The organism is Idiomarina sp. (assembly GCF_019431395.1).
In the GTDB taxonomy this organism is placed as follows: Bacteria; Pseudomonadota; Gammaproteobacteria; order Enterobacterales; family Alteromonadaceae; genus Idiomarina.
This window is the reverse complement of record NZ_CP080268.1, coordinates 554707-578253: the sequence shown is the minus strand read 5'-3', so window position 1 is coordinate 578253 and position 23547 is coordinate 554707. Positions and strand designations below refer to the sequence as shown.

The 23547-nt window shown below is 47.7% G+C and carries 23 protein-coding genes; 5 read left to right on the top strand and 18 right to left on the bottom strand.

Annotated features, from left to right (window positions below; genetic code table 11):
* Positions 1-63 precede the first annotated feature (63 nt).
* The 3 genes from KZ771_RS02875 to KZ771_RS02865 form a co-directional block, all read right to left on the bottom strand.
* Positions 64-1326 (bottom strand): hypothetical protein, encoded by a 1263-nt coding sequence (locus tag KZ771_RS02875; protein ID WP_290654307.1) that lies wholly within the window; start codon positions 1324-1326, stop codon positions 64-66.
* Positions 1326-1703, bottom strand: a complete 378-nt coding sequence (pyp, locus tag KZ771_RS02870; protein WP_290570503.1) for a photoactive yellow protein — start codon at positions 1701-1703, stop codon at positions 1326-1328. Before pyp ends, KZ771_RS02875 begins: the two co-directional genes overlap by 1 nt.
* A 76-nt stretch (positions 1704-1779) precedes the next feature.
* Positions 1780-2385, bottom strand: a complete 606-nt coding sequence (locus KZ771_RS02865) for a DUF502 domain-containing protein (RefSeq protein ID WP_290654306.1) — start codon at positions 2383-2385, stop codon at positions 1780-1782.
* Between the two features lie 77 nt (positions 2386-2462).
* On the opposite strand from KZ771_RS02865, the gene KZ771_RS02860 reads away from it, so the two are divergent.
* Complete coding sequence (locus KZ771_RS02860; protein ID WP_290570499.1) at positions 2463-2900, top strand: YqaA family protein; 438 nt, start codon at positions 2463-2465, stop codon at positions 2898-2900.
* Between the two features lie 30 nt (positions 2901-2930).
* Positions 2931-3857 (top strand): D-2-hydroxyacid dehydrogenase, encoded by a 927-nt coding sequence (locus KZ771_RS02855; RefSeq protein ID WP_290570497.1) that lies wholly within the window; start codon positions 2931-2933, stop codon positions 3855-3857.
* A gap of 20 nt (positions 3858-3877) precedes the next feature.
* Here KZ771_RS02855 and KZ771_RS02850 read toward each other — a convergent pair whose 3' ends face one another.
* The 8 genes from KZ771_RS02850 to KZ771_RS02815 all read right to left on the bottom strand — a co-directional run bounded on the left by KZ771_RS02850 (position 3878) and on the right by KZ771_RS02815 (position 10508).
* Entirely contained in the window at positions 3878-5254 is a 1377-nt protein-coding gene (locus KZ771_RS02850) for a histidine kinase dimerization/phospho-acceptor domain-containing protein (protein ID WP_290570495.1), read from the bottom strand.
* Entirely contained in the window at positions 5245-5907 is a 663-nt protein-coding gene (locus KZ771_RS02845) for a response regulator transcription factor (RefSeq protein WP_290570493.1), read from the bottom strand. The genes KZ771_RS02850 and KZ771_RS02845 overlap by 10 nt, the downstream gene beginning before the upstream one ends.
* Positions 5908-5922: 15 nt before the next feature.
* Positions 5923-6582 (bottom strand): tetratricopeptide repeat protein, encoded by a 660-nt coding sequence (locus tag KZ771_RS02840; protein WP_290570487.1) that lies wholly within the window; start codon positions 6580-6582, stop codon positions 5923-5925.
* Positions 6569-7375, bottom strand: a complete 807-nt coding sequence (locus KZ771_RS02835) for an SDR family oxidoreductase (protein WP_290654305.1) — start codon at positions 7373-7375, stop codon at positions 6569-6571. The genes KZ771_RS02840 and KZ771_RS02835 overlap by 14 nt, the downstream gene beginning before the upstream one ends.
* A complete protein-coding gene (locus KZ771_RS02830) occupies positions 7372-8040 on the bottom strand; it encodes an iron-containing redox enzyme family protein (RefSeq protein WP_290654304.1) in 669 nt (222 codons plus the stop codon). The genes KZ771_RS02835 and KZ771_RS02830 overlap by 4 nt, the downstream gene beginning before the upstream one ends.
* A complete protein-coding gene (locus KZ771_RS02825) occupies positions 8024-9415 on the bottom strand; it encodes an AMP-binding protein (protein ID WP_290654303.1) in 1392 nt (463 codons plus the stop codon). The genes KZ771_RS02830 and KZ771_RS02825 overlap by 17 nt, the downstream gene beginning before the upstream one ends.
* Positions 9412-10011 (bottom strand): thermostable hemolysin, encoded by a 600-nt coding sequence (locus KZ771_RS02820; protein WP_290570479.1) that lies wholly within the window; start codon positions 10009-10011, stop codon positions 9412-9414. Before KZ771_RS02820 ends, KZ771_RS02825 begins: the two co-directional genes overlap by 4 nt.
* 137 nt (positions 10012-10148) lie before the next feature.
* Positions 10149-10508, bottom strand: coding sequence for a diacylglycerol kinase (locus KZ771_RS02815; protein ID WP_290570477.1), 360 nt, complete (start codon positions 10506-10508; stop codon positions 10149-10151).
* A gap of 121 nt (positions 10509-10629) precedes the next feature.
* On the opposite strand from KZ771_RS02815, the gene KZ771_RS02810 reads away from it, so the two are divergent.
* On the top strand, positions 10630-12633 hold the full coding sequence (locus KZ771_RS02810) for an LTA synthase family protein (RefSeq protein ID WP_290570475.1): 2004 nt from the start codon (positions 10630-10632) through the stop codon (positions 12631-12633).
* Here the strand turns inward: KZ771_RS02810 and KZ771_RS02805 are convergent.
* On the bottom strand, positions 12623-14515 hold the full coding sequence (locus KZ771_RS02805; protein ID WP_290654302.1) for a diguanylate cyclase: 1893 nt from the start codon (positions 14513-14515) through the stop codon (positions 12623-12625). The two genes, KZ771_RS02810 and KZ771_RS02805, sit on opposite strands and share 11 nt — an antisense overlap.
* 94 nt (positions 14516-14609) lie before the next feature.
* On the opposite strand from KZ771_RS02805, the gene KZ771_RS02800 reads away from it, so the two are divergent.
* Positions 14610-15074 carry a DUF4199 domain-containing protein gene (locus KZ771_RS02800; RefSeq protein ID WP_290654301.1) on the top strand — a complete coding sequence of 155 codons (465 nt, stop codon included), beginning with the start codon at positions 14610-14612 and terminating at the stop codon, positions 15072-15074.
* An 89-nt stretch (positions 15075-15163) separates the two neighbouring features.
* On the opposite strand, the gene KZ771_RS02795 is transcribed toward KZ771_RS02800, so the two are convergent.
* The 6 genes from KZ771_RS02795 to KZ771_RS02770 form a co-directional block, all read right to left on the bottom strand.
* Positions 15164-16147, bottom strand: coding sequence for a sensor domain-containing diguanylate cyclase (locus KZ771_RS02795; protein ID WP_290570469.1), 984 nt, complete (start codon positions 16145-16147; stop codon positions 15164-15166).
* A gap of 81 nt (positions 16148-16228) precedes the next feature.
* Complete coding sequence (locus KZ771_RS02790; RefSeq protein WP_290570467.1) at positions 16229-17647, bottom strand: PepSY-associated TM helix domain-containing protein; 1419 nt, start codon at positions 17645-17647, stop codon at positions 16229-16231.
* Positions 17644-18192 carry a hypothetical protein gene (locus KZ771_RS02785; RefSeq protein WP_290654300.1) on the bottom strand — a complete coding sequence of 183 codons (549 nt, stop codon included), beginning with the start codon at positions 18190-18192 and terminating at the stop codon, positions 17644-17646. The genes KZ771_RS02790 and KZ771_RS02785 overlap by 4 nt, the downstream gene beginning before the upstream one ends.
* Positions 18193-18214: 22 nt before the next feature.
* Positions 18215-20413, bottom strand: a complete 2199-nt coding sequence (locus KZ771_RS02780; protein ID WP_290654299.1) for a TonB-dependent receptor — start codon at positions 20411-20413, stop codon at positions 18215-18217.
* 78 nt (positions 20414-20491) lie between these two features.
* On the bottom strand, positions 20492-20869 hold the full coding sequence (locus tag KZ771_RS02775) for a YchJ family protein (RefSeq protein ID WP_290570461.1): 378 nt from the start codon (positions 20867-20869) through the stop codon (positions 20492-20494).
* Between the two features lie 18 nt (positions 20870-20887).
* The gene (locus KZ771_RS02770) at positions 20888-21127 is read right to left on the bottom strand and encodes a helix-turn-helix transcriptional regulator (protein WP_290570459.1); all 240 of its coding nucleotides are present in this window, start codon (positions 21125-21127) and stop codon (positions 20888-20890) included.
* A 143-nt stretch (positions 21128-21270) separates the two neighbouring features.
* Here KZ771_RS02770 and KZ771_RS02765 point away from each other — a divergent pair, with 143 nt between their 5' ends.
* Positions 21271-23505 carry an EAL domain-containing protein gene (locus KZ771_RS02765; RefSeq protein WP_290654298.1) on the top strand — a complete coding sequence of 745 codons (2235 nt, stop codon included), beginning with the start codon at positions 21271-21273 and terminating at the stop codon, positions 23503-23505.
* Positions 23506-23547 lie beyond the last annotated feature (42 nt).

The window sequence follows — 23547 nt, the reverse complement described above, 5'->3', positions numbered from 1 at the left end:
TTTCGCTGTAATGGTTTACAGCATCTTTACAGACATTAAATTTTAGGCGTTGTCACGCGCTACTTAGCGGCTCATTAAATCCGCTTGCAGATCCCAGTCAATCTCTTTACCCATGTCATTAACAGGCACATCGCCGGAGACTGCAAATTTGCGTGGCATTTCAGCATCATCAAGCTTTTCTGCAAGCCACGACTGCACCTGGGCGATCAATGCTTCCGTCGGCATATTCAACGCTTGTTGCTCAGCCACAATTAGCGCTTTTAAACCGCTGTCACTGTCACTTTCGATTAATCGAACCCGCGCCTCTTTAATACTCGGATGCTCTGCCATCAGCGCAGCGATGCGCTTAGGGTAAACGTTATAGCCGTTAACTTGTACGGCATGGTCCTTGCGCGCTAGCGGTTTAAAATGACGCTCGTCAAACCATTCAAGTTCATCCGGAACTGCAACGCTGTCATTGGTCGAAATATCGACGACATGCTCCAGATCCCGGCGCTGCCAACGTGGCAATAATTCATACCAACCGTCGCGCATAATGCGCACGCCCAAGCCCGACGTCTCGCTACTGCCATAGACTTCGATTATTTGACTCAAGCCCTGCTGGTGTAACTGTTGTAAAACATCTGACGCCACCGGCCCGCTGGAACAAACCGCATGTGCTTGTTGCGGGAAGCCCACATTGGCTTGTGCTAACTGCCGATACCAACCTGGGAAACCAACTAAAAAGTCACCGTTAGTTAATCGCTGACCCTGCGTTAACGTGAATGCTTTTAACCCTCTGATGACGGGGACATGCATCACTTCCGGTAATAACACAGAAAAGATAAAGCCATAGATATGGTGAGGGGGAACGGCACTTATAACGCGCTTTATCTGTGCATCGTTGTCACCTAAGTTATCACCTAAATAGCTCGCAAAATATTCAGCTTCACGGTAAAGGTCATCCCAGCGCTGGCTACATTTCTTAGGCTGTCCGCTCGAACCTGACGACGAGAAGGTAATATCCTTGCTGCCCTGCTCTCTGCTGGTCTGTACCACCTCAGCCCACTCGCCCAAACTAGACACACGGAGCAAGTAATCTTCCAAACCCGTGCTATCCAGCTGAAAAAAGTCAACCACGCGACTGGCAATCGACATCCACTCAAATGAGTCGACTTTAACTTCGTTATCATTGCCCTGAGCACGCGACGCGGTAGTGATAATCGTATCTGACTTCCACTGACGCCCCTTCCAGAGCTGGCTGTCTTTTTTACGGATCTTGGCCAGTTCATCGGCGGTCAGCGCGCCGATGATGGCAATAATTGAAGCCTGCGATAAGGTACTCATTACAGACGCTTCACAAAAACCCAGTAGCTATCGCCTGACAAGGCTTTCTTCATGTGCACTTTTACTTTAGTCGGCTTCATTTCATAATCGAAGGTGTATTCGAACATGGTGTTTAAGTCACCGTTCTTAACACCCTCATCAAACTTACCTTTAAACTCTTTACTGTTCGTACACGGCGCTACGTCAGTAAAAAAGTTCTTGCCCACTACCGCTGATGGATCACGGCCGGTGATATCACCTTCGGCAGCGTTGTACTGAATAATCTTGCCGTTGCCATCCAGTTGAATAGCGCCAAATGCAACGTCATCTAATTGACCTTTATCCATCGACGCTAGTTTATTTTCGATATCGTTAGATCCAAACTGCACGATTTCCATTCAATTCTCCTAATTTTGCGAATGCTCACCTTCTTTTAGAAGAACGGTTGCCATTTAGATCAGCGGTTAAAGGAAATTAGTTTGATTTATGATCGCGATTTTTGCCTAACCCGGCACTAATTGTCATTTGCAGCGCGTCCGCAGGCTTAAGATCGATAGATTCGACGCAATTTTTCGGCACCATAATCATATAGCCACCCACGTTGTAACTCATCGGTAAAAATACCGCGACTTGATCATCGTTGAGCATCTTCGAGAGGCGGTCATCGTTGTCACCACTTTTTTTCGTCACAATGCCAATGAGACGAGTTTCACTGTTTGGCAATGTCACCAACACCACCGACTCTTCAGCAAAATCTTTACCCGACATCATCTCAAAGACATCGTTAACGGTGCCGTATAGACTACGCAGCAAAGGCAACTTGTTCATCAACATTCCAGGCAGTTGCCATACCCAGTTCATAAAACGCCAGCGGGTACTAAAACCGATTAATACGGTTAACACCAAAAAACTGATAAATGCCAGTCCCGGAAAGTAATAGGTCTCGCCCAGTACCGCCTTCCAAATAGGTGATAGCCAGGTTTCTATTGTTACCAATAGCCACTGCACCAGGTAAACGGTGACAATAATCGGCAACAGAATCGCAAGTCCTTTTAATAACGACTGAATAATAATTTTCATGGCAATGAGTCCGTCCTCTGACGAGTTGCTGTTACTATAAACCTAGCTAAACGCTATCACTGAAACCACGGATTTGCATGGAATTTACAGATACCTTGTTATCATTTGGCTACCTAGGTCTGTTTTTGTCGGCCTTTATTGCTGCCACATTATTGCCGATGGGCTCAGAAGCGGTGCTGTTGACGCTGGCTTACCAGGGCGGCGAGCCATTAAGCCTGTTAGCAGTTGCCACCACCGGTAATGTACTCGGTTCCTGTGTTAATTACGCCATCGGGCGCTGGGCTCATAACCGACTGGTTAAATCCCCTGCAGATAAGAGCCAGCAACGGTTAAAGCAAGCCGAGAAGGTTTTCAATCGTTTTGGCTGGTGGTCATTACTTTTTGCCTGGCTGCCCATTATCGGTGATCCACTGACCTTGGTGGCGGGCGTATTAAGAACACCAATCAGTTTATTTATCATGCTGGTAACACTGGGTAAACTGGCTCGCTATGCGGTTGTTTTAAGCTTGGTTTAATTAAAAACACATATTTTAGAGGACGTTGCTATGAAAGCAGTAATTCTTGACGCGGATTCATTGGGTGAAGGCATTGACCTGTCGCCACTCGAACAACAGGTTGATGAATTGGTATGTCATCCACTAACCGCGCCACACGAAGTTAACCAGCGCATAGCTGATGCGGATATCGTCATCACTAACAAAGTGGTACTCAACGACGACACGCTGCGCACTGCTAACCAAATTAAACTTATCTGCGTGCTCGCGACGGGGATGAATAACATCGATCGCGACACCGCCAACGAGCTCGGTATTGCAGTAAAGAATGTCGAAGCTTACGGAACCCCCAGCGTGGTTCAGCATACCTTGATGATGATGCTGTCTCTGGCAACTAAAATGCCCATTATGCAAAAACGGATGGCAGCGGGTGACTGGCAGCAGTCACCGTTATTTACCTTGCTGGATCCGCCGACCTATCAACTGGCCGGCAAGCATTTAGTTATTGTGGGCTCAGGCGAACTGGGACAAGCAGTAAAAAAACAAGCCGAAGCTCTTGATATGCGCGTCACCTTTACTGCACGACCGGGTAAAACAGACGACTCACGCCCAAGTTTTGATGCACTTTTGCCTGAAGCTGACGTTATTTCGCTTCATTGCCCGCTAACCGAGGACACAAAAGGCTTGCTTAACCGCAATAATATCAAGCATTGCCAGCCTCATACTTTAGTCATTAATAATGCCCGGGGTGGCGTTGCTAACGAGCACGACGTGCTGGAGGCCTTACGTAAACGCCGGATTGGCGGCTATGCAACGGACGTTCTTCCGCAAGAGCCGCCAAAAGAAGGTCATCCGTTGCTGGATGCGTTAAATGAGCCCTTGAACCTCATTGTGACGCCGCATAACGCCTGGACATCTCCAGAGGCACGGCAACGGATTATTGAATTAACGGCTGAAAATATCTCAGCGTTAGAGTGATAGGGCACTACTAGCCCACATTAGGGTTTTCTGGAGATTACAGGCTTTTCAACCAATGCTTGATCAACCTCAACTTTTGCAACAAAGCAATCGTCTTCAAGCGCAAGAGTCAACTTTAACTCTAACTGTTTAGCTAAATTACTGACAATACTCAGGCCTAACCCAGCACCGTCCTCTCTTAACTGCCCACCACGATAAAAGCGCTCGGTCAGCCGTTTAGCGTCAACGTGGTGGGATTTTTCAATACGATTGCGTATTGTAAAAAGAGAGCCATCACAGTTAATGTCAATCGACGATTGAGGTGCTGCATATTTAATTGCATTATCAACAAGGTTACTGAATAACATCGTTAGATAACGCTCTTCTGAACGCCATAAAACGGTGTTGGGAAGATTGACATCCATTACTAATCGACGCGCATCAGCCCACTGATAATAATCTGAAATAACCTGCCGAAGAATAGCGGCAGCATTAACCTGCTTCCAATGCTGCGGCGGTAGCTCCGTCTTCGAGAGTAAAAGCAGACTTTCAACCAAACTCACTAATCTATCCGTACTGGCTAACAGAGATTCCAGCTCTTCTTTTTGCTGTTGAGTTGAAGCCTTTTGCCATTGGTTTTGCAACTGCGCTTTCAGGCTCGCCAGTGGGGTTCTGAGCTCATGCGCGGCATCCGCAGAAAATTGTTTTTCCCGCAGGAATGTTTGCTCAATACGCGTCAGATAATGATTTAACGCCCCTTTCACCAACGACACTTCCTCAGTGTCATTCGACTCAATAAACGGCCTATAATCGTCTGAGCGCTTGCGCCTAAGTGCTTCTGCCAGCCTTCTGAAGCTGGCAAAGTTTTGGTTTATGGTCCACCAACCTAACCACAACATTAATGGCAATAAAGTTAAGATAGGCACAACCATATCGGTCGTCAGATCACCGCGTATTTCAGAACGAAATTCATCTTGCTGCAAAAGAAGAATTCGATAATCTCTAGCCGGCGAACTCAAACCGAAGCTATGCCAAAGTTCATTATCTACCGTCTTAACTGAAAAACCTTCTTTAAAAGAGATAACGGAGGGATCCAAAGATCCTTTCGTTTGCATTATGCGCTTACCGTCAATCGTCTCAATACGATAGGAGAGCTTGTCTTCGTATGAATGCGCATTTATACGACTAATCGTTATATCACGCGCTACACTAGCTCCATCACTCGGCAACAATGCCAATAGCGTTTTTGCCTGCTGAACCATCTCTGCATCAAATAACTCATCAACCTCGTGACTTATTTCTGCGTAAATCCATATGGCAGATACCGTCGCGCTTAACAAATAAACCGCAGAGACAGCAACAAGGATTCGCCGGCGTATGGAGTTAAGTTTCGTTTTTACCCTACTCGTTAGCCACATGCTAAACGATATCCTACGCCGCGAATGGTCTGAATCCAGCCCTTATTGCCAAGCTTTTTGCGCAAGTTGTGGACATGCACCTCCAGGGCGTTGCTCTCTAACTGTTGTTCGTTACGAAACACAACCTGCTCTAATTTATCACGACTATGCACGCGCTCAGGTGACGCCATCAATGCGCGTAATAACTCAAACTCCCGTCGGGATAAATTAACCGGTTGCTCTTGTACCCATACCTGAAAATTTGCCTCATCAACGCGGATAGGTCCAACAACTAATTCAGGGATAGCATAGCCTCGTTGACGTCGCACCAGTGCGCGCAAACGTGCCCCGAGTTCATTCATATCAAAGGGTTTGACCATATAATCATCCGCGCCGAGATCTAACAGTTTGACGATCTCCGAACTGTCATCACGGGCAGTCAGCACTAATATCGGCATCACTTGCCCTTTTTTACGCAGTGCCGACAGCACCCGACTGCCATCTAAGTCAGGTAGCCCTAAATCCAGAACTACCACGTCATAAGATGTGCGCTGGCTCTCACTAATAGCGGCAGCACCGGTTCGTACCCATTGCACTGAAAATTGCCGTTCAGACAATCCGATTTCAACGGCCTGTCCCAACATGGCATCGTCCTCTACCAACAATAAGTCCATGCACTATCCTTGCTATTATTTTTCGCCGTTAATTCGCGCCAACAGCTGTTTAATTTCTTCTCGGCGGAACTCGTCCGCGAGCGGTCTATCAGGTCTCGGTGCCGCAGCGAGTGCTTTGTTAGCATAGTGTTCAGCTTTTATATAATCGCCCTGTTCAAACCAATAATCGGCGTAAAAGTAATTCGGGTCAATGCCATCCGGATTTATTGTTAAGGCTTGTTCTAACAGTTCCTGCGCTTTGTCCTCATCGCCAAACCCAAACGGCCACCCCGGTACCTTATAATACAGCGTGCCCAGCGACGCGTAGGCCGAACCGTCCAGTGCAGTAGGTTCTAAATCAAGGGCTTTCTGCAGCGATTTACGCGACTCTTTTGCCAGACTCAATGCGCCTAAGCCACCTTTGGCCCCGGCATACGTACTTTTGATAATACCCAACCAAATATGTGCAGGCGCTGAACTGGGCTCCTGTGTTACCCATTGCTGGGCATCAGCAACTAATTGTTCAAACGCTTTTTCCTGAGCATCGTCTTTTAGCTCATAATTGACCGTTGCCCAGCGTTGCTGCAGGTCATGTAACCGTTGCTGACTGCTATCACTAAGCTCCAGCGCGGATGAAGATACCGGCAAGCTTAAAAAGCCGGCAACGACCAGGGCAGTAAAGTTAATTTTTTTCATGACGGTATTCCTCGATGAGTTGATACAACATATTTCGTGTTTTGCCTAAACTGCGACTCACTTGTTCCGGCCATAGCCCGTTTAAACGCACCAATAAACGCTCCGGCCAACCGAGAGTTTGCAGTAACTGTTGTCGCTCAATTTGTTTAACTAATTGCTGCGCAACCTGTTGCGGCTGATCTTGTGCTGTATTAAGACGCTGATTTAAGCGATTTAGTACGCCGTGATTAAGCGACGTTTTTAAAGCTCGTGGCGCTGCATACATGACGCGTACATCAGATGGTTTTAATTCGCGTTGCAGGGCTTGCGTAAAACCACGCAAACCAAACTTACTAGCGCAATACAACGCTTGCCCCGGAAAACCTATAGCACCGAATACCGAGCCCACGTTTAATGCCCAGCCCTGCTCATTACTAAGCAACGGTAACAGCTGATGGGTCAGCGCCACGGGCGCGGTTAAATTGGTACTAATAACTAGCTCGATATCCTCTGCAGACGCATCCCGGAATAATCCCTCATGCGTTACTGCAGCATTATTAATAAGCCCGGTCAGAGGGCGCGCCTGTTGCTGTATGAACTGGTATAGCCGCTGCCGTTCGCTGTGTGCGGTTATGTCAGCAACAAAGGGAGTCTGTTGCAGCCGGGCTGCCAATGCCTCTAGCTTTTCCGCAGACCGCCCCACCAAAATTAAGTGCGCCCCCTTCTTGCCAAACGCTTCTGCCAACGCTTCGCCCAGCCCTCCGGAGGCCCCCGTTAACACGATCGTTTGCCGGGACCAATCAATGCTTTTCATGCTGATTCTCCGGCCAATTCAGGTAACGCCCGGAACATGTCACCGTAAAGTCGATAGACATGCTTTGCGGTCTGGATAATGACCTGTTGTGCTTTTTCATCGGTGACTTTATTCATCAGCTGTTCAAAGAACTGAACGTGCTCGAGGTCAAGGTCGCCATGCGATAACAGATAGCTAAAAGCCGAATGAGGTAATCCCAGCGCTGCTTTAATTTTACCCGCCGCTTGTGTCGCCAGCTTGACGCTGGTTCCTTCCAGCACATGCGCCATACCAAAAAACGCCGCCGGATGATCATCATCGATAGCCTGATAAACCAATGACACCATTGCCCGTGTTGCAGTGTGCGGTACGCTGCTTTGGGCAAGCTGCACATCACCACCAGCCGCTTTAATATCATTGAGGATCCAACGCTCGTGACCGTACTCCTCATTGATATACTCAATAACCGCTTTACGTAACCACTCATCATTGAACGAGAGTCTGCTACCACAACGCATCAGTAGCGGCGTGGTGTGCTTAACATGATGATAGGCCTGCGTTAAAAAGGCACGATAGCGATCCAATGTAATGTCACCTTGCAAGGCCTGCTGAATTGCCGGTGCGTTCAGTAAATAGCGTTGTTCATTCTGCGTTTGGTCACATAAGGTGTTAAAAAATTTCATCACGTACCTCGTTAATCGATGATTTATGTTGAGCACCAAAAAGCTGTTGCGCTAATGTCTGGAGAGCCTGACGCCGCAGGCGCCCGGTTCCCGTTAACAAGCCATTGGTTACAGTAAAAGGTTCAGTCAGTTCTATGTGGCGCTTAACACGGGCATAATCCGGCAACAGTCGATTAACCCGATCAACCGCAGCATCGACCTGTGCTTTGGTAGTGGAAGGCATTAATACCAGTAAGGCGGTCAAAGGCATTTGTTCATCGCCTATAACAGCGCTCTGATAAATACCCGGCTGGCTGCACAACTCAGACTCAATCCATTCAGGATCAATATTGCGGCCATAGTCGGTCACAATAATATGTTTGCGCCGGCCTAATATTGTTAGTCGGCCCTGGTCATCAAATTCGCCCAGATCACCGGTATAAATTTGGGTCGGAAACCAACTGCTTTGATCATTCCAGTAACCCAACATGGCATTGCCTTGCACGACCAATTCACCGTTATTCAGCGTTACCTGAGCATGACTTAGCGGTTTACCGACAGTTCCCGGAGCAATTGACTCGGGAGTATTAAGTGATACCACCGAACCGAACTCTGATAGGCCATAGCCCTGTACGATGGGAAGTTTTAACGCTAATGCTCTGTGCTCCAACGTGCGGCTTAAACGCGCACCGCCTACGGCCAATAACTTAAACGATTTGGCATTGATGAAGCCGCGTTCCAAACCGGTAACCACGGCATCCAGCAAGGCGGGCGTCAGGATTAAACTATCGGGCTGATATTGCTTAAGCGCCGCGAAAAAGGACTCTAACTGTAGCGATGACGATCCTTTTAAACCGAGTGTCTCGTTACTTAGCAGCACCACTTCGGCACCTAGCCATAACGCCAGGTAAACGCCCGCAACGTTTTCCAGTAAAACTGCGAGCGGCATAATAACCAGATGCCGTTTAACATCAGCACCAGCAACTCGTTCGGCTAGCGCCGCCACCGTGGTTAATTGGTTCTCGACCGAAAGGCACACGCCCTTGGGATCTCCAGTACTTCCGGAAGTAAAGGTAACCTTGCTGGTAGCAGGTGGCAGCGGCTTAGCGGAATTGGCTTGTTGCTGTAAATACTGTTGTTGTCGTTGGCTAAAAAATGGCGGTACCGGAATACAGACTTTATTGGCCAGCATTAACGCTAAGTCTTCTATCACCCAAGTCATTGGCTCAGATACGGCCAGCAGGAATATCTGCTGCGACCGTTGATGTAGTTGCTGCGCCCGCAGTTGAACTAACCTTACCAATTCGGCATAACTCAGTTGTTTAGCCTCTGAGCGAATTGCAATGGCGTTAGGGTTGGCCTGCGCTTGATAGTGCAAGCGTTCAAATAGCGCGTTCATACTCTGGCCTCAGGCAGTTTGGTTGCAGCAGCCACTGGTGTTGTCGCCAGTTGCTCAAACACACTGCCTTGCGTTAACCAACCGGCCAGCACAACCGGTTGGTGTTGGTAATAACTTCCCCAGAGCTCTCGTACTGATTCGGGCAACGCACTTATTTGTGCTGTCTCCAATGCAGTCAACGCAACACCAATGCGGCGGAAATATTTCTGCAAAGCACGGGTTGCAGTAAAAATAACCGCGCTGCGCTGGATATTGCCTAATAGCTTCACCACTGCGCCAAATAAATGCGGTAAGTAACTTGCTGCCAGTGCCGCCATGGAGCCGACTTCGGCTAGTTGTTCTGCTGCAGGTAATGGTCGGCTACTCACTTGGTACGCGTGCAGTGGCTGATTCAAATACGTTTGCGAAAATAAACGTTGCTCGTCGGCTAGTTGCACCCCGCATGCTGCTACCAGCACCTCATCATCAAACACGGCAATCAATAAACGCGGCAGTGTTCGCAGGCAGGCATTAAAGTTCAACCAATAACGGTTACAAATAAACGTTTCTACCTGCTCACGTAACGGATGGTCCGGCAAGATCCAGCAGTGATGCATAGCGATACTCCTTAAGTCAGTCGGGCGACTGCAACAGCGTCAATGGCATCACTTTATTAATCGAGACTTAAGGAAAACTTAAATTGGGTTTAAGAATTGTGGTTTGTGTGGTTGGTTAAAAGTTCCAATTTATTTAATCAGAAAAACAAAATACTTATCCAGGTTATCATCAACAGTAACAAAGCAAAAAATACCGCTGCTGAGGCGATATCTTTGGCACGCCCGCTGAGTTCATGGAATTCAGCGCCAACTCTGTCAACAACGGCTTCTACTGCAGAGTTTAATAACTCGGTAATTACCAAAATAAATAACGTCATGAGCAGTAATAACCGCTCAGCGGTTGATGCATCGACGAGGAGTGCAACCGGAACCAATAACGCACAAAGCAGTGCTTCTTGCCGAAATGCAGCTTCATAGCGCCAGGCGGTTTTAATCCCTCTTAGCGAGTTAAATGTTGCTTTCCAAATGCGCGTCACACCGGTGTAACCTGATTTCATGCTCTATCCTTTAATTGCATTACCTGCAGGGCGTATAGATATTATTAAAACAGTCTTAAGATTATCTTAAGACTTGCTTGTTAGCGTCGTCTTTCTTTAATAAAGAGAAAGACTTGTTTATATGCGCGCAATAAAAAACTTAAGCCGCTCGCTGGCACTATTTAAACCACTAGGTTATTTCACCGTAATCGCGTTGGTGCTGTTAAGCGTGTCACGCCTAATTCTCGCGAGCCTTTATGTCAATCGTGTCGAAAATGCTGTCAGCTGGTCAGAGTTTTTTCTATTGGGCCTTCGTGCCGATATCATACAAGTCGGCTACTTTACCCTCATCCCCTTGCTGGTTTTATTGCCGTTTATTACGATCTTGCACAAACCTGCGGCGCAACGCTGGTGGCGACGGCTGCTTACCCTTTGGGTATTATTCGATACACTCATCTTATGGTTTATGGAAGTATCCACGCCGGCATTTTTGGCGCAATATGATACCCGCCCTAACCGTCTGTTTTTTGAGTACCTTGCGTATCCTAAAGAAGTTTTTTCAACACTAATCCACGGCTTTGCCGGATGGCTTGCTGCCGGTATTGTGTCAACGCTAATCTTTATTGTCATTAGCTATCGTTGCTTCCGAACAACAGAGTATCGCTTTAAACCGCGTGCAGTGAGTCGTCGATATGTAATGCTAATATTGCCTATACTCGTTGTCAGCTCGGTATTGGGTATTCGCTCAACATTGGCCCACCGTCCTGCAAACCCCGCTTTTTTTGCCGTAACGTCAGATGCGATGGTAAATTCACTTATCCTGAACTCAACCTACACCGTTGAATATGCGCTATATAACTTAAAGCACGAAGCCGCAGCAAACACGGTTTATGGCGATCTAACGCCCAAGCAGGTGGTCGAGGAAATCAGGCAGACACCCCATTTAAAACAGCTAGAGTTTCCATTTCCTGACTACCCTACGGTGCACTATCAACAGGCCACACGCACGCGCTTGCGCCCCTTGAATATCGTCATTATATTGCAGGAAAGTCTAGGTGCTACCTTTGTTGAGTCGCTCGGTGGCCTGCCCGTCACACCTAATCTTGAGCGCTTAAAACAGCAAGGTTGGTGGTTTGAAAACCTCTACGCGACGGGGATTCGTTCGGTGCGTGGTATCGAGGCCGTTATTTCCGGCTTTTTGCCAAGCCGTGCCCGTTCAACCGTTAAACTATCGGCTTCACAACGGCAATTTTTCACCCTCGCCGATTTACTTAAGCGCAAAGGCTATCAAACCGAATTTATCTATGGCGGCCAATCGCACTTCGACAATATGGCCAACTTTTTTGTTGGCAACGGCTTTGACTCGATCATTGATCAAGATGACTACCCTAACCCTAAATTTGTTGGTAGTTGGGGCGTCAGTGACCAGGACTTACTGAATAAATTACACCAACGGTTATCGCAAACGTCAGCTGATAAACCTCAGTTTACCCTGGCTTTTACCTCTTCCAACCACGAGCCTTTTGAGTTTCCTGATGATCAAATTGTACTTGCTGAACAACCCAGGAACACGGTGAATAATGCGGTTAAATATGCCGACTATGCATTGGGCGAATTTATTAATCGCGCACAACAAAGTGACTATTGGGAGAACACCTTGTTTTTGGTCGTTGCCGACCATGACACGCGAGTTTACGGCGATGAACTGGTTCCCGTTAGCAAGTTTCACATTCCGGGATTAATCTTAGGTGCAGACATCGAGCCCCGAAAAATTTCCGCTGTTAGTAGTCAAATAGATCTTGCACCGACGATGTTATCATTGGCAGGTGTCTCTGCTTATGTGCCAACCGTAGGGCAAGACCTGAGTGCGCCAACGATGCAGCCAGCGAACCGCGCAATGATGCAGTTTGGTGATAATTATGGTTGGCTCGAACGGACTAAAAGCGGTGAGCAGTTGACCGTCTTACAAGTTGATCGTTCGATACAACAATTCGAATATAGCCGATCGTCACATAGGTTAACGCCGATAAAGCAACGTCCAGACACAACACAAATAAAAAAAATCACCGCGTATGCCATGCTACCGTCAATTCTCTACCAACAGCGCGCCTATTTTGTTCCCGAACTGGCAATTGCTAGTCAATAAAAAAGCAATTTTTGCCGGCACGCTTAGCACGGTATAACTGGCGATCGGCCTGTCGGATAACATCTTCGGCAGAGCAATCTGTCGTCAGTGGCGCGGCGCCCATACTGACTGTAAGCACATGGGGTTCAGTCGCTTTAAACTCGTGTTCAATAGCTTGGTTGACGACACATGTGCGCCAAGCCTCCAATAGTTCACGAACCTCATTGATATCACTCGTGGGGATAATCGCAGCAAGCTCTTCACCACCGTATCGGTAAACTCTAAAATCAACGTTCTTACTCAGGCAACCGGCAATTTTCTTTAATGCCTGATCGCCCGCTTCGTGACCATAGTTATCATTATATGGCTTAAATTCGTCGATATCTGCCATCATTAAGTAGGCCGGTTCCCCGATTCTGATAGCTGCCGCCAGATCCTGGTCAAACGCGCGGCGATTAAACAGTCCGGTCAGGCCATCTAAGTGCGCCAGGGCATCTAATTTTTTGTTGGCTTCGGCCAATTCTGCTGTGCGCATCTCGACTTTTCGTTCAAGCTCGTTCTGCGCCTTGATAAAACGCGACGCCATCGTTTTAAAGCCATCCAGCGCCTGCTTTACTTCGCCGCGTGCGTTAATATCAGCGGAGCGATGCTGTAGCGCTTGCTGGTAATCACTACGTCCTATCATCGATGCCATCGTTGCAACTTCCTGTAACGGTTTGGTTATCTCGCGGCGAATCAGCCAATAGGTCATCAGCAGGATTAACAAGACTAGGCCAACCCCGGCAAAGATTAAACGCACGGGCAATACCATTGCCTCGGCACGAATATCTGCTAATGGATAGAGTGTTACATGCCACCAATCGGGCCCTTCGATCTGATCGATGATCAACAGTTGCTCTTCAACACCACGCTCAATAACAACCGGCAATTGGGTAAATGAATTTGCATTAATAACCTCGCTGACCGCTTGATAAATCGGTTCCTGATAGGTGTCTTTTGTCAGTGTGCTGCGACTTTGCATGGCTTGCTGCGACAAGTTGGACGCCGCTATCAAGTCACCCTTAGCATTAAGTACCAGATGTTCAGAGCTTGAACGTTTTTTTGCGGTCAAATCTTCCAGCAAGCGACCTAATGCCACATCGAAGCTGGCGTTGACTAAATGCTGACCATTACGATCCACCGGGCGCTGGTAGGTAATAGTCCAGACATCGGCTGAAATATCATAATATAAGCCGGTCCAGTTAGGCCGTCGTTCAGGGTTTTTACTCTGTAAGGTCGACTCCACTACCGAAAAATCCGTAATAACCAAGTCCTTGTCGGCTAATAACCCCCAGGGCGACTCTTTTGAGTACATGACAATAATATTTTCAGGCATCGAAAAATGCGTATTACCGACCACGTTTTGCCATGCAGGCCCTACTGCATCGAGCGTATGCTGCGCTGCAATCACGCGAGTTTTCAATTCATCTGTTATCGGCTGCGTGCGCGGACCTAAAAATGCGCTCAAGTGTTGAAAGTACTCACCGCTTTGCAAGGTACCCTGATCAAATTCAGGTTTAAGTCTGAGTACGCCTGGTGATGTTTCCTGATACCAACGATCAAACTGCACCATTCGTTCAGGTTGGTTTTGCATCAGCTGGTAGCGCTCCAGAAATTCCTCACTGAGCACTTCAGCATGCCTTTCGATACGTTCAAAGAGCACCTGGTTGCGCTCTAACGTCGGTGCTAGATCCTGTTGCATCAGGTCGATGACGCGTTGCCGGGCGTTTTGGTAGGTTGCGGTAAAAGTAACCGCTGAGGCGATAATGACAATTGAGATTGCCCACAAGCTGATTTTTACCAGTAATGCGGTGGTCAGTCGCTCATGCCGTTGTAATCGTCGATGTTGGTGACGTCGTTCCATTTAGAGCAATCGTTATTTTTCGCTTAACTTAACAAAAGTTTTAAGCTGATGCTATCATACACATAAAAATAACAATAATTTATAGGTAAGCACAATGAAAGAAATCAAGTGGGGTTTAGTTTTTATCGTCGCCATCATCGTTTGGATGGTCATCGAAAAAGCAACCGGATTACACGGCGAACACATTCAATATCATGCGGTATTTAGTAATGTCTTCGCTATTGTTGCTATTGTTATCTTTATTTTTGCACTGCGCGATATTCGCCGGGCGCAGCCTGAAGGTCCGGTAACCTGGTTAAAATTATTCCTGGCCGGGGTAAAAATATCGGTGGTTATTGCGGTACTGTCACCACCAACACAATTTCTCATCCATTCGGTTATTTCGCCGGAGTTTTTCCCCAACATGCGTGAGTACGCCATTACTTCTGGCATGATGAGTGAAACACGCGCCAACGAGTACTTCTCGTTAGTCGCTTACATGTTTCAATCGGCAGTATTCGCCTTTGGTATGGGAGTGATTACCAGCGCCGTCATTGCGTTTTTCTTAAAGCGCAAGTAGCAGGCTTACCGCTAACGAGTGCGGGGTTGGGCTGGTGATTGATACTCCTTACCCAATCCCGCACTCGTTGGCTTCGTGTTTTATGTTCATTATACTGCACGAGTCATGTAAGTATTACGACCCGCGCGTTTGGCTTCGTACAACGCATCGTCAGCAGCTTTTAATAAGGCATCTGCGTTTGCCGGGAGGGTTGTTGCGGTAGCAACGCCTGCGCTGATTGTAATTCGATGGTCATAGTTATCGATGTGAAAATGTGCCGCAGATATATTTTCTAACAGCCGCTTTACCTGTTGCTGGGCATCTACCTCCTCCATTTTAGGCAGCAATACCACAAACTCTTCACCACCATAGCGGGCTACCAACGCGTCTTGCGCCTCAAAAAAATCCGCTAGTTGGCCAGCTACAAGCTGCAAACATTTATCGCCCAAACTATGACCAAATTGATCGTTAAACTGTTTAAAATGGTCGATATCCAAGTAAACCAGTGATAGCGGTTCCTGAGTCGTATTTGCCTGCGCTACGGCTTGGTTAAACTGCTGATCAAAATGGCGCCGGTTCGCCAATTCGGTCAGGTCGTCGGTAATCGACAGCCGTTCGAGTTTTTCGACTGCTGCGTTGAGCTGCTGCGTGCGCTCCTTTACCTTTTCATCCAACAACTTGTTCATTGCAAGCAACTCTTTCTGCGGATCAAGAAAATCCGTCAAATTATGTGCACTTCCCCAGATATGGGTAATTTCTCCCGCGGCATTCTTTATTGGCACGATGAGTGTTCGAAATAAGTATTCTTTACCGTTTACCCAAGGGCGTTGCTCAAACTGCAGGGATTCGCCAGTTTTTACCGCTTGATAGTACCCCGCCAGTAGTTCATCAGCATTACCTATACTCTCGGCTAATTGCCGAATAGAGGCGCCGGCAACCTGTCTTGGCTCGACCCGTTGTGCGGCCGGATTAGCAATAATAATGATGAAGTCGTTATCTACAACTTCTGCGATCCAAAATGGATTAAGTGACTTTTCATAAAGCTGTTCAAAAAAATGCTGAAGCTGTTCCGTCTGCTGAAATAAAGGTTCCATCGGCGTGAGTTCTTGAATAATCGTTAAATGTTGTTTTACCACCGTTATCGTTAGCGGGCAACGTTCGATTTTTTGAAGAACTCATAACTTTACGCGTTTTAGCCTTAGCAATAGTAACACTGCACTTACGAGTAAGCCGCCGTTTATCCAGATTGCGGCAGGCTGCGCGAGGGTAACCCCAAACGTGACAACATGAGCGGTGACCAATGCCAACAGCATAGTGAACGTCGCTACTAAAAACTGTTGCGTTACCTGCTGTGGCTGTTTGCGCCAGGCGCTGTAGACAACACTAAGCAACAGCACCACCCAAAATGTCAGCGTTGCAGATACTCCGCCAACGATACTTAACAACGCTGTCAACGTCATAGCGAGGGGTGTTCCCCAAACTATCGCGGCCCAGTAATCATTTAACGCATCTTCATGCTGACGTTTTTTCAGCCATATATTAACGCCCGACACACAGATAACAGTCAGTGCCAGGCCCAATACACCATAAACAATCTTCATCCATTCACCGGCAAAATGACCGAAGTGCAGGCGATAGACCGAGAAGATAGCCTCCTGACCCGCTTTGCCATCAGCATAACCGACCGCATCAATATAGTTACCCATGGCGTCAAACCGATATTGTTCGGAGTAGATTAACTTATCCTGGTGTTGAGCCCCCATCAGCAAATATTGATCAGCCTCACCCGGACGTTCAAAGGTAATAAATAGCGGCTGGGCTTCCGGCGCTACGCGTTTAAGTTCTGTCAACGCACGCGGTAAATCCATCTCCCCGTTATAGCTTTCGACCTCTGGCGTAGCACCGAACACATCCGCAAATAAGGCCATTTCATCGCCTTTGTACTGTGTCTCAGCATAAAAATTCGTCATCAATAAGGCCAAGCCAAAGTAGGCTCCGGTCAAGGCTATCATCAAATGAAACGGCAGCCCCCAAACGCTCAGTCGATTATGCAAATCCGCTTCACCCTGCTGGCCGTTACCGCCCCGGCGCCAGCGAAACGCGTCTTTAAACATACGGCGATGCGCAAACACGCCGGTCAGGATCAAGCCGGTCAGTAGTGCTCCGAATACACTAACCACAATCATTCCGAAGCTGTGAGGTAAGTGCAGCTCCGCATGTAACTCAGCAATCATGTTGGTAAACGGATGCTGCTTTGGTGGACCTAAGGTCCCGTCTTCATTGATATACCAGGACTGTCCATTGGCATTAATATATAACCGCGGAATATCCACGGTCGGTAAGCGCATCGTGGTCAGACCCTGAAATTGATCCTGCTCAGCTAACACCTGTTCGTAAGCACGCTGCAATGCAGCGGCATCATAATCCAGGGTTTCCTCAATGGTAGGCTGTTCCCATCGAGTAAGCTCCTGGCTGAACACCGCAAGTGTGCCCGATAAACAAATCCAGTAAAGTAACACCGCACTTAACAGTCCAAGCCAGGAGTGGCTTTTAAGTGAACGTTGACTAAATGCTCGCGTTATCGAAAAGTTCATCGGTAAATACCCCAGCTACACAACGCAACAATTGCTACCATTACCAGTATCGGCCGCCACCAGCGACTATCTGCCAGCACCCAAAAGCTAAAGCCAGCCCAGACAACCGGCATGATATAAATTCCAAGCGCCATAAAGTCAACGCGAGCCCACGGCAACAAGCCCGTCACAAGCGTCGTTGACTGCATCGCAGTCAGGCCAGCCAACGGTATCGTTGCCAATGCCAACACCAGGTGTTTAGGTAATGCTTTGGCCGCCGCACCAAAGTTTAACGGTAAGCGGGGTCTGCCGGGAGCTGCTTTCAGTGGCTTATTCTGGCGATTTAACACTACCAACAGCCAAGCTAACGGCGACAGCGCTAACAGCGCAAAGCATACGGCAAAAATAATACCGTGTGAAATTGCCCATAGCGGCACACTGGCTGCTAAAAGTATCCACCCCAATAACGTTAATAAGGGGTGTGAACGTGATTGGCGCCAGCAATAATAAAGCAGCGTCACTGACGCTGCTGCAAGGGTAATGGCAAGCAGTGAAAACACTGACATTCCTTAATCTTTAGGGTAATAATTAAAAATCGACTGAGACCGATAACTTAACATTACGAGGCTCGCTTAACACCAGATAATTTGAGCCCGGGAAGCCACCAACAGATGCCCAGTAATTCTCGTCAAATAGGTTTTCTACCCGCAACAGTACATCAATTTCGGTTACACCGACCAGAAAGCTATAGCGTCCGCCTACGTCCCAGCGCTGCGATGAGTCAACAGTGTACTGATTAGCCGCGTCGGCATATTGCTCACCGGTGTATATTGCACGCGCATCTAAGGTAAGTCCCGGTAGGGCTTGGACATCCCACTCGGCATTTACATTGACCTGAAGATCCGGCACACCAATGGCGTCATTGCCGTCGTAAATACCATTTTGCGTGCGCGATTGTTCCGCATCTGTGAATACCGCCCCACCCAATAATCGTACGTGGTCAGTCAACATCCCGAAGGCGGACAATTCAATACCCTGGTTGGTTTGTTCGCCGCTTACCGTAAAACGATTATCGACAATCAATGAGCTGGGCTTTTTGGTCGAGTAGGCACTCAACGTGCCGCCAAATCGGCCACTATCATATTTAACGCCCGCTTCGTATTGTTTGCTGCGAAACGGCTCAAACACCTCGCCGGCATTCTCAATAGCAGTTCCGCCGCTATTTGCCGGTGCAATAGCGCCCGGCTGCAAACCCTCGATATAATTTGCGTATAACGACCATTGTTCAGTCGGTTTTACCACGATACCGGCCATTGGTGTTAAACGCGAATCATCGTAGCCAGACAATGGCGCACCGGTGTTGTAGTCATAGCTCTGTGTATCAATCGTCTGCTGCCTTGCACCTAACGTCACCAGCACCTTATCCTGGTTAAACGATAAAATATCAGCAATCGCAAAGCTTTGATTATCCGTACTCTCGGTAACTAACGGTGCCGCCAGGTCACCACCAACAAAAAAGTCAGCGGCCGGCTGTGGTGCCGTTTGTGGTTGATAGAAATTACCTGCAAATCCTGCGAAGGAAGAGAACGCATAAGCGTTTTCAGAATCGGACGAAAACCAGGAGCCGGACAATACCAGTTGATGGTTAATAGCCCCGGTCACAAATTCACTGCGCAAACCCAGCTCGTATGAGCGGACATTGTCTTCTCGCACGTTATCAAAACGATACGCGCTAAAGTCTCCGTCAGCAGTGGCTGTCGGGTTAGCGAGCACATTGTCCTCTTTGCCGTTACGAAAACCGGCTGCAGCCCACGACGTCATCGCAGGTGTCAGGTCATATTCCGCTCGCACCGCGCCAAACAGCTGGCGTTCATTAGAAAATGTCCAGCTTTGCGCAAAGTTAACGTCAGCTTCAGGTGGTTCAGGTATTTCTGCAGTCGGCGTCACGCTTGGACGCGGTGCATCAATGTGGTGATCCTGATAGCCCAGGTCCGCCGATAAGCGCAATTTTTCGCTATCATAATCAACACCCAGAGACACCACCGATAAATCCCGACCCTGGTCCTCAATCGCTGTTTCACCATCGCGTTCAACAACATTAACCCGCACGCCCGTGCTTTCGTTTTTATCACCAAAGCGGCGTCCAATATCAACCGCACCGTAAACATGGCCATTGCCTTCAATACCGGTGGTTAAGCGAGTAAGAGGCTGTTCGCCCGCTCGCTTCGGAACCACATTAACCGAACCACCTAAGCCACTCCCACCGGGGGCTGCGCCGTTTAGGAAGGTGTTAGCACCACGAAAAACTTCTACGCGTTGCAGTAGCTCAGCCGCAACGTACTGGCGCGGTAAAATGCCGTACAATCCGTTGTAGGTCATATCATCCGAATAGACCGGAAAGCCACGCAAAATATAAACTTCCTGGAAGTTGCCGAAGCCTTTAGCGACTCTAACTACCGGGTCATTTTTCATCACGTCGCCCACGCTAACCGCCTGTTGGTCACGGATTAGCTCTTCGGTAAAGTTTAATGCGCTAAAAGGTGAGTTCATCATATCAAGGTTGCCAAGAATGCCGGCACGACCGCCGCGCGCAACCTGACCACCAGGATACACATCATTCAGTTGCACTTGCGAACCATCGACTTTGATACGCTCAATCGCAACGCTATCATCAGCGGTTTCTGTTGTGGACTGTTCCGACTCTTGTGCAACGACCGTCAACGACAACAAACTAACAGCAAGGGCAAGCGACAAACGTGACAATGAAAACGAACCAAAAGATGACATGACACAACTCCGTAAAGACAATCTGAAATTGCGTAAATGCTATTCGTTCTCATTTATATTTGCAAGTAGGAATTGTTCTTATTTCACTTTGCCACTAACATAAAACCACTGACCGTTTTCGCAGATGAAATCAGATAGTTCTTCCATAAACCCGATCTCGCCCTGTTCATTATAAAATGCGCGGAAATGAACCTTACCACTATTGGCTGTTTTTTCGCTGCTGAGTATCTGCAGTTTTACCCAGTGCGGTTGGTCATCAAGGTTTAATGTTTTTGGTCGAGTTTGTGGGTGCCACGTTTTAAGCAAATACTGATTCAACTTCAGCACGAAAGCGCTATATCGGGATCGCATCAGTTGTTCTGGGGTTTGCGCTAGCTGAATGTTTTGGTGCAAGGGTTGGCAGCATGTTGAATAGCCCTTTGAACTGCCGCATGGGCATAATTCATTTGAGGTCATTATGGTTGCACGCCTATCTTACGGCTTTTTAGACAAATACTGCTCTGCCCGTAACCACAGTTCCGACGGCAGACACTCCAGCGTATCAGCAATTTTCCTCACTGACGAGACGGATGGATTAGCCGTACCCCGCTCTACCCGGGAAATAAACGAACGCGCCATGTCAGCACCGTTTGCGAGCTGTTCCTGCGACAAACGCTGCTCGACACGCTTAACTTTTACCGCCATACCAAAAGCTGTCTTAATATCAATTGCCATAAAATGAAATATAGAAATAAACTATGGTTATAGTGACATTAAAAGCCTGTTTATAGAACACTCAATGAGATACCGCTTGACTCATATAATCATCAGTGCAATTCTCTTGATCTTAGTCAATAATTTTACGCGGAATCAATAAGATGAGATCACTTTTTGCAGTCGGTCTTATCGTTGCAGTAACGGCATTTGTGGTACCGAGCTCAGCGAATACAGATAATAGTGAGGCGTCGCAGACACAGGTTATCAAACCTGCCCCACACTACAAAACCATCCGCTACGCTGGTTCAAAATATTATCCCCCACTTGAATGGCTAGACAGTGACGACTTACCGCAAGGCTTTATCACTGACCTACGCATCGCTATGGCGGCCACCGACGGTTCTTCGGCCTCATTTGATCTGATGTTGTGGCAAAATGCGCTTAGCGCAGTCAAAAATGGTGACGCTGACGCAATAGCACTGATCCCGTCTAACCGCCGGGCAAAGGATTTTGATTTTACTCAGCCCTTTCACTACGTCGCTCATGGTATTTTCTCGCACGAAGATGGCGTGCAATATACCCAGATTGACCAGCTAACCAATAAAATCATTGCCGTTGCCAGCGGTGCCTATGCTCAAACACAACTGCAAACAATGGCGGGCGATTATGAATTGCTTAACACAGCGGATGAACTCGACTGTTTAAAACAGGTGGCGTTAAAGAACGCTGACGCCTGCATCGAGGTATCAACAACTTCTGATGAACTGATTGCGATGTATGATCTACCAGTGCAATTATCCAGCGGCCCTTTTTGGCCTCAGCCCTATGCATTCGGGGTAAAAAAAGGTAATACCAAGTTACTGTCTCAGCTAAATCAGCAACTCGCCACTGTTATTGTTAATGGCGATTATGAGCGAGTTTATAAACAGTGGGCACATCAGATTGAATCGAAACCGCATGGCCTGCTCGATATCATTTACCACCATGCCCTTTGGTTTTTTGTACCACTGGCCTTATTAGCCACACTAACACTGTGTTGGTCATTTACATTACGTAAAAAAGTCGCACAAAAAACCCGGGCATTACGAGCGGAACTTGATCATAACCGCCAGCTCCAACAGCAAATCGAATTTAACGCAGCGCATGACAACATAACCGGACTGCTCACTCGCACCGCTTTTTTTAATGAGATTGACCAGCAACTTCAGGCTCAGCAAGACAACGCTGAAGTCACCTTAATTATCACGCAAATCAGTAACCTGGAATCGATGATTACGGTATTTGGTTATGATACGGCATTTACCACGGTTGCCCGGCTTGGGGAGCGTTTAAACACGCTGCCTAATGCAATCAGTGCGCATTTTGGTTCAGGCCTGTTTGCGATTGCCGTCAATGATTCCGAACAAGTTGAGCAGGTTATTGATAACATTGTCGAACCGCTGTTTACTGATGCAGCCGAAATCGAACCTCATTTGGTGTTTGGTTACGCAGACACTCTTTGTTCAATTGACTCAATAAAAGCGGCTGAGCTGGTACGTCGAGCGATAACTGCATTAACCTATGCGCAGCGTAAAAAACTGAAAGTATCGCATTACCGTGATTCGATTGAGCCTGACGCCAACAACCTGCGCCTGCTTAACGATTTTCAAAAGTTTGGCTGCCGACAGTTTGTGCTGCATTTTCAACCACAGCTTGATCTGGCCAAACAATCCGTATCTCACGTAGAGGCGTTAATTCGTTGGCAGCACCCCGAATTAGGCTTAATTCCGCCGTATCAGTTTATTCCGCTGTTAGAAGAATCCGGCGGTATCAAGCAATTGACTCGCTGGGTTATTCAACAGGCCGTTAAGCGGCTCAAGCAGGGTGAAAGCGCTAACGCGTCAAAGCCACTAATGATTAGCGTCAATATCAGCTCGCACGATTTAGTTGATGAAGATTTTCTACCCTTCGTGCGTAAAGTTATTGGTGATATCAATCCATCCCACTTGGTTTTCGAGATAACCGAAAGTGAATTGATTGAAGAGTCTGAGCGCGCTCGTGAGGTTATTCAAAAACTGGCCTCTATGGGCATCGGCTCGGCCGTCGATGACTTTGGCACCGGCTACTCATCATTGGCCTATTTAAATGATTTATCGGTGCAGGAAATTAAACTGGATCGCTTGTTTGTTAAAAACATCTGCAGCAACAAGCGCAGTTATAAAATCGTTAAATCAACCATCGACCTGGCGCACGATCTGGGTTTATACACGGTCGCAGAAGGCGTCGAGGACAAAGAAACGCTCGAGCAACTTAAACAACTGGGTTGTGACCGCATCCAGGGCTACTACATCGCCAAACCCATGCCGGAACAGGAGTTGAACCTGTTTTTGGAGTCGTTTAAATCGCCCGGTTCCTAGATTCAATTAACGACAGCGCTACTCAGATACGCCAACTTGTGC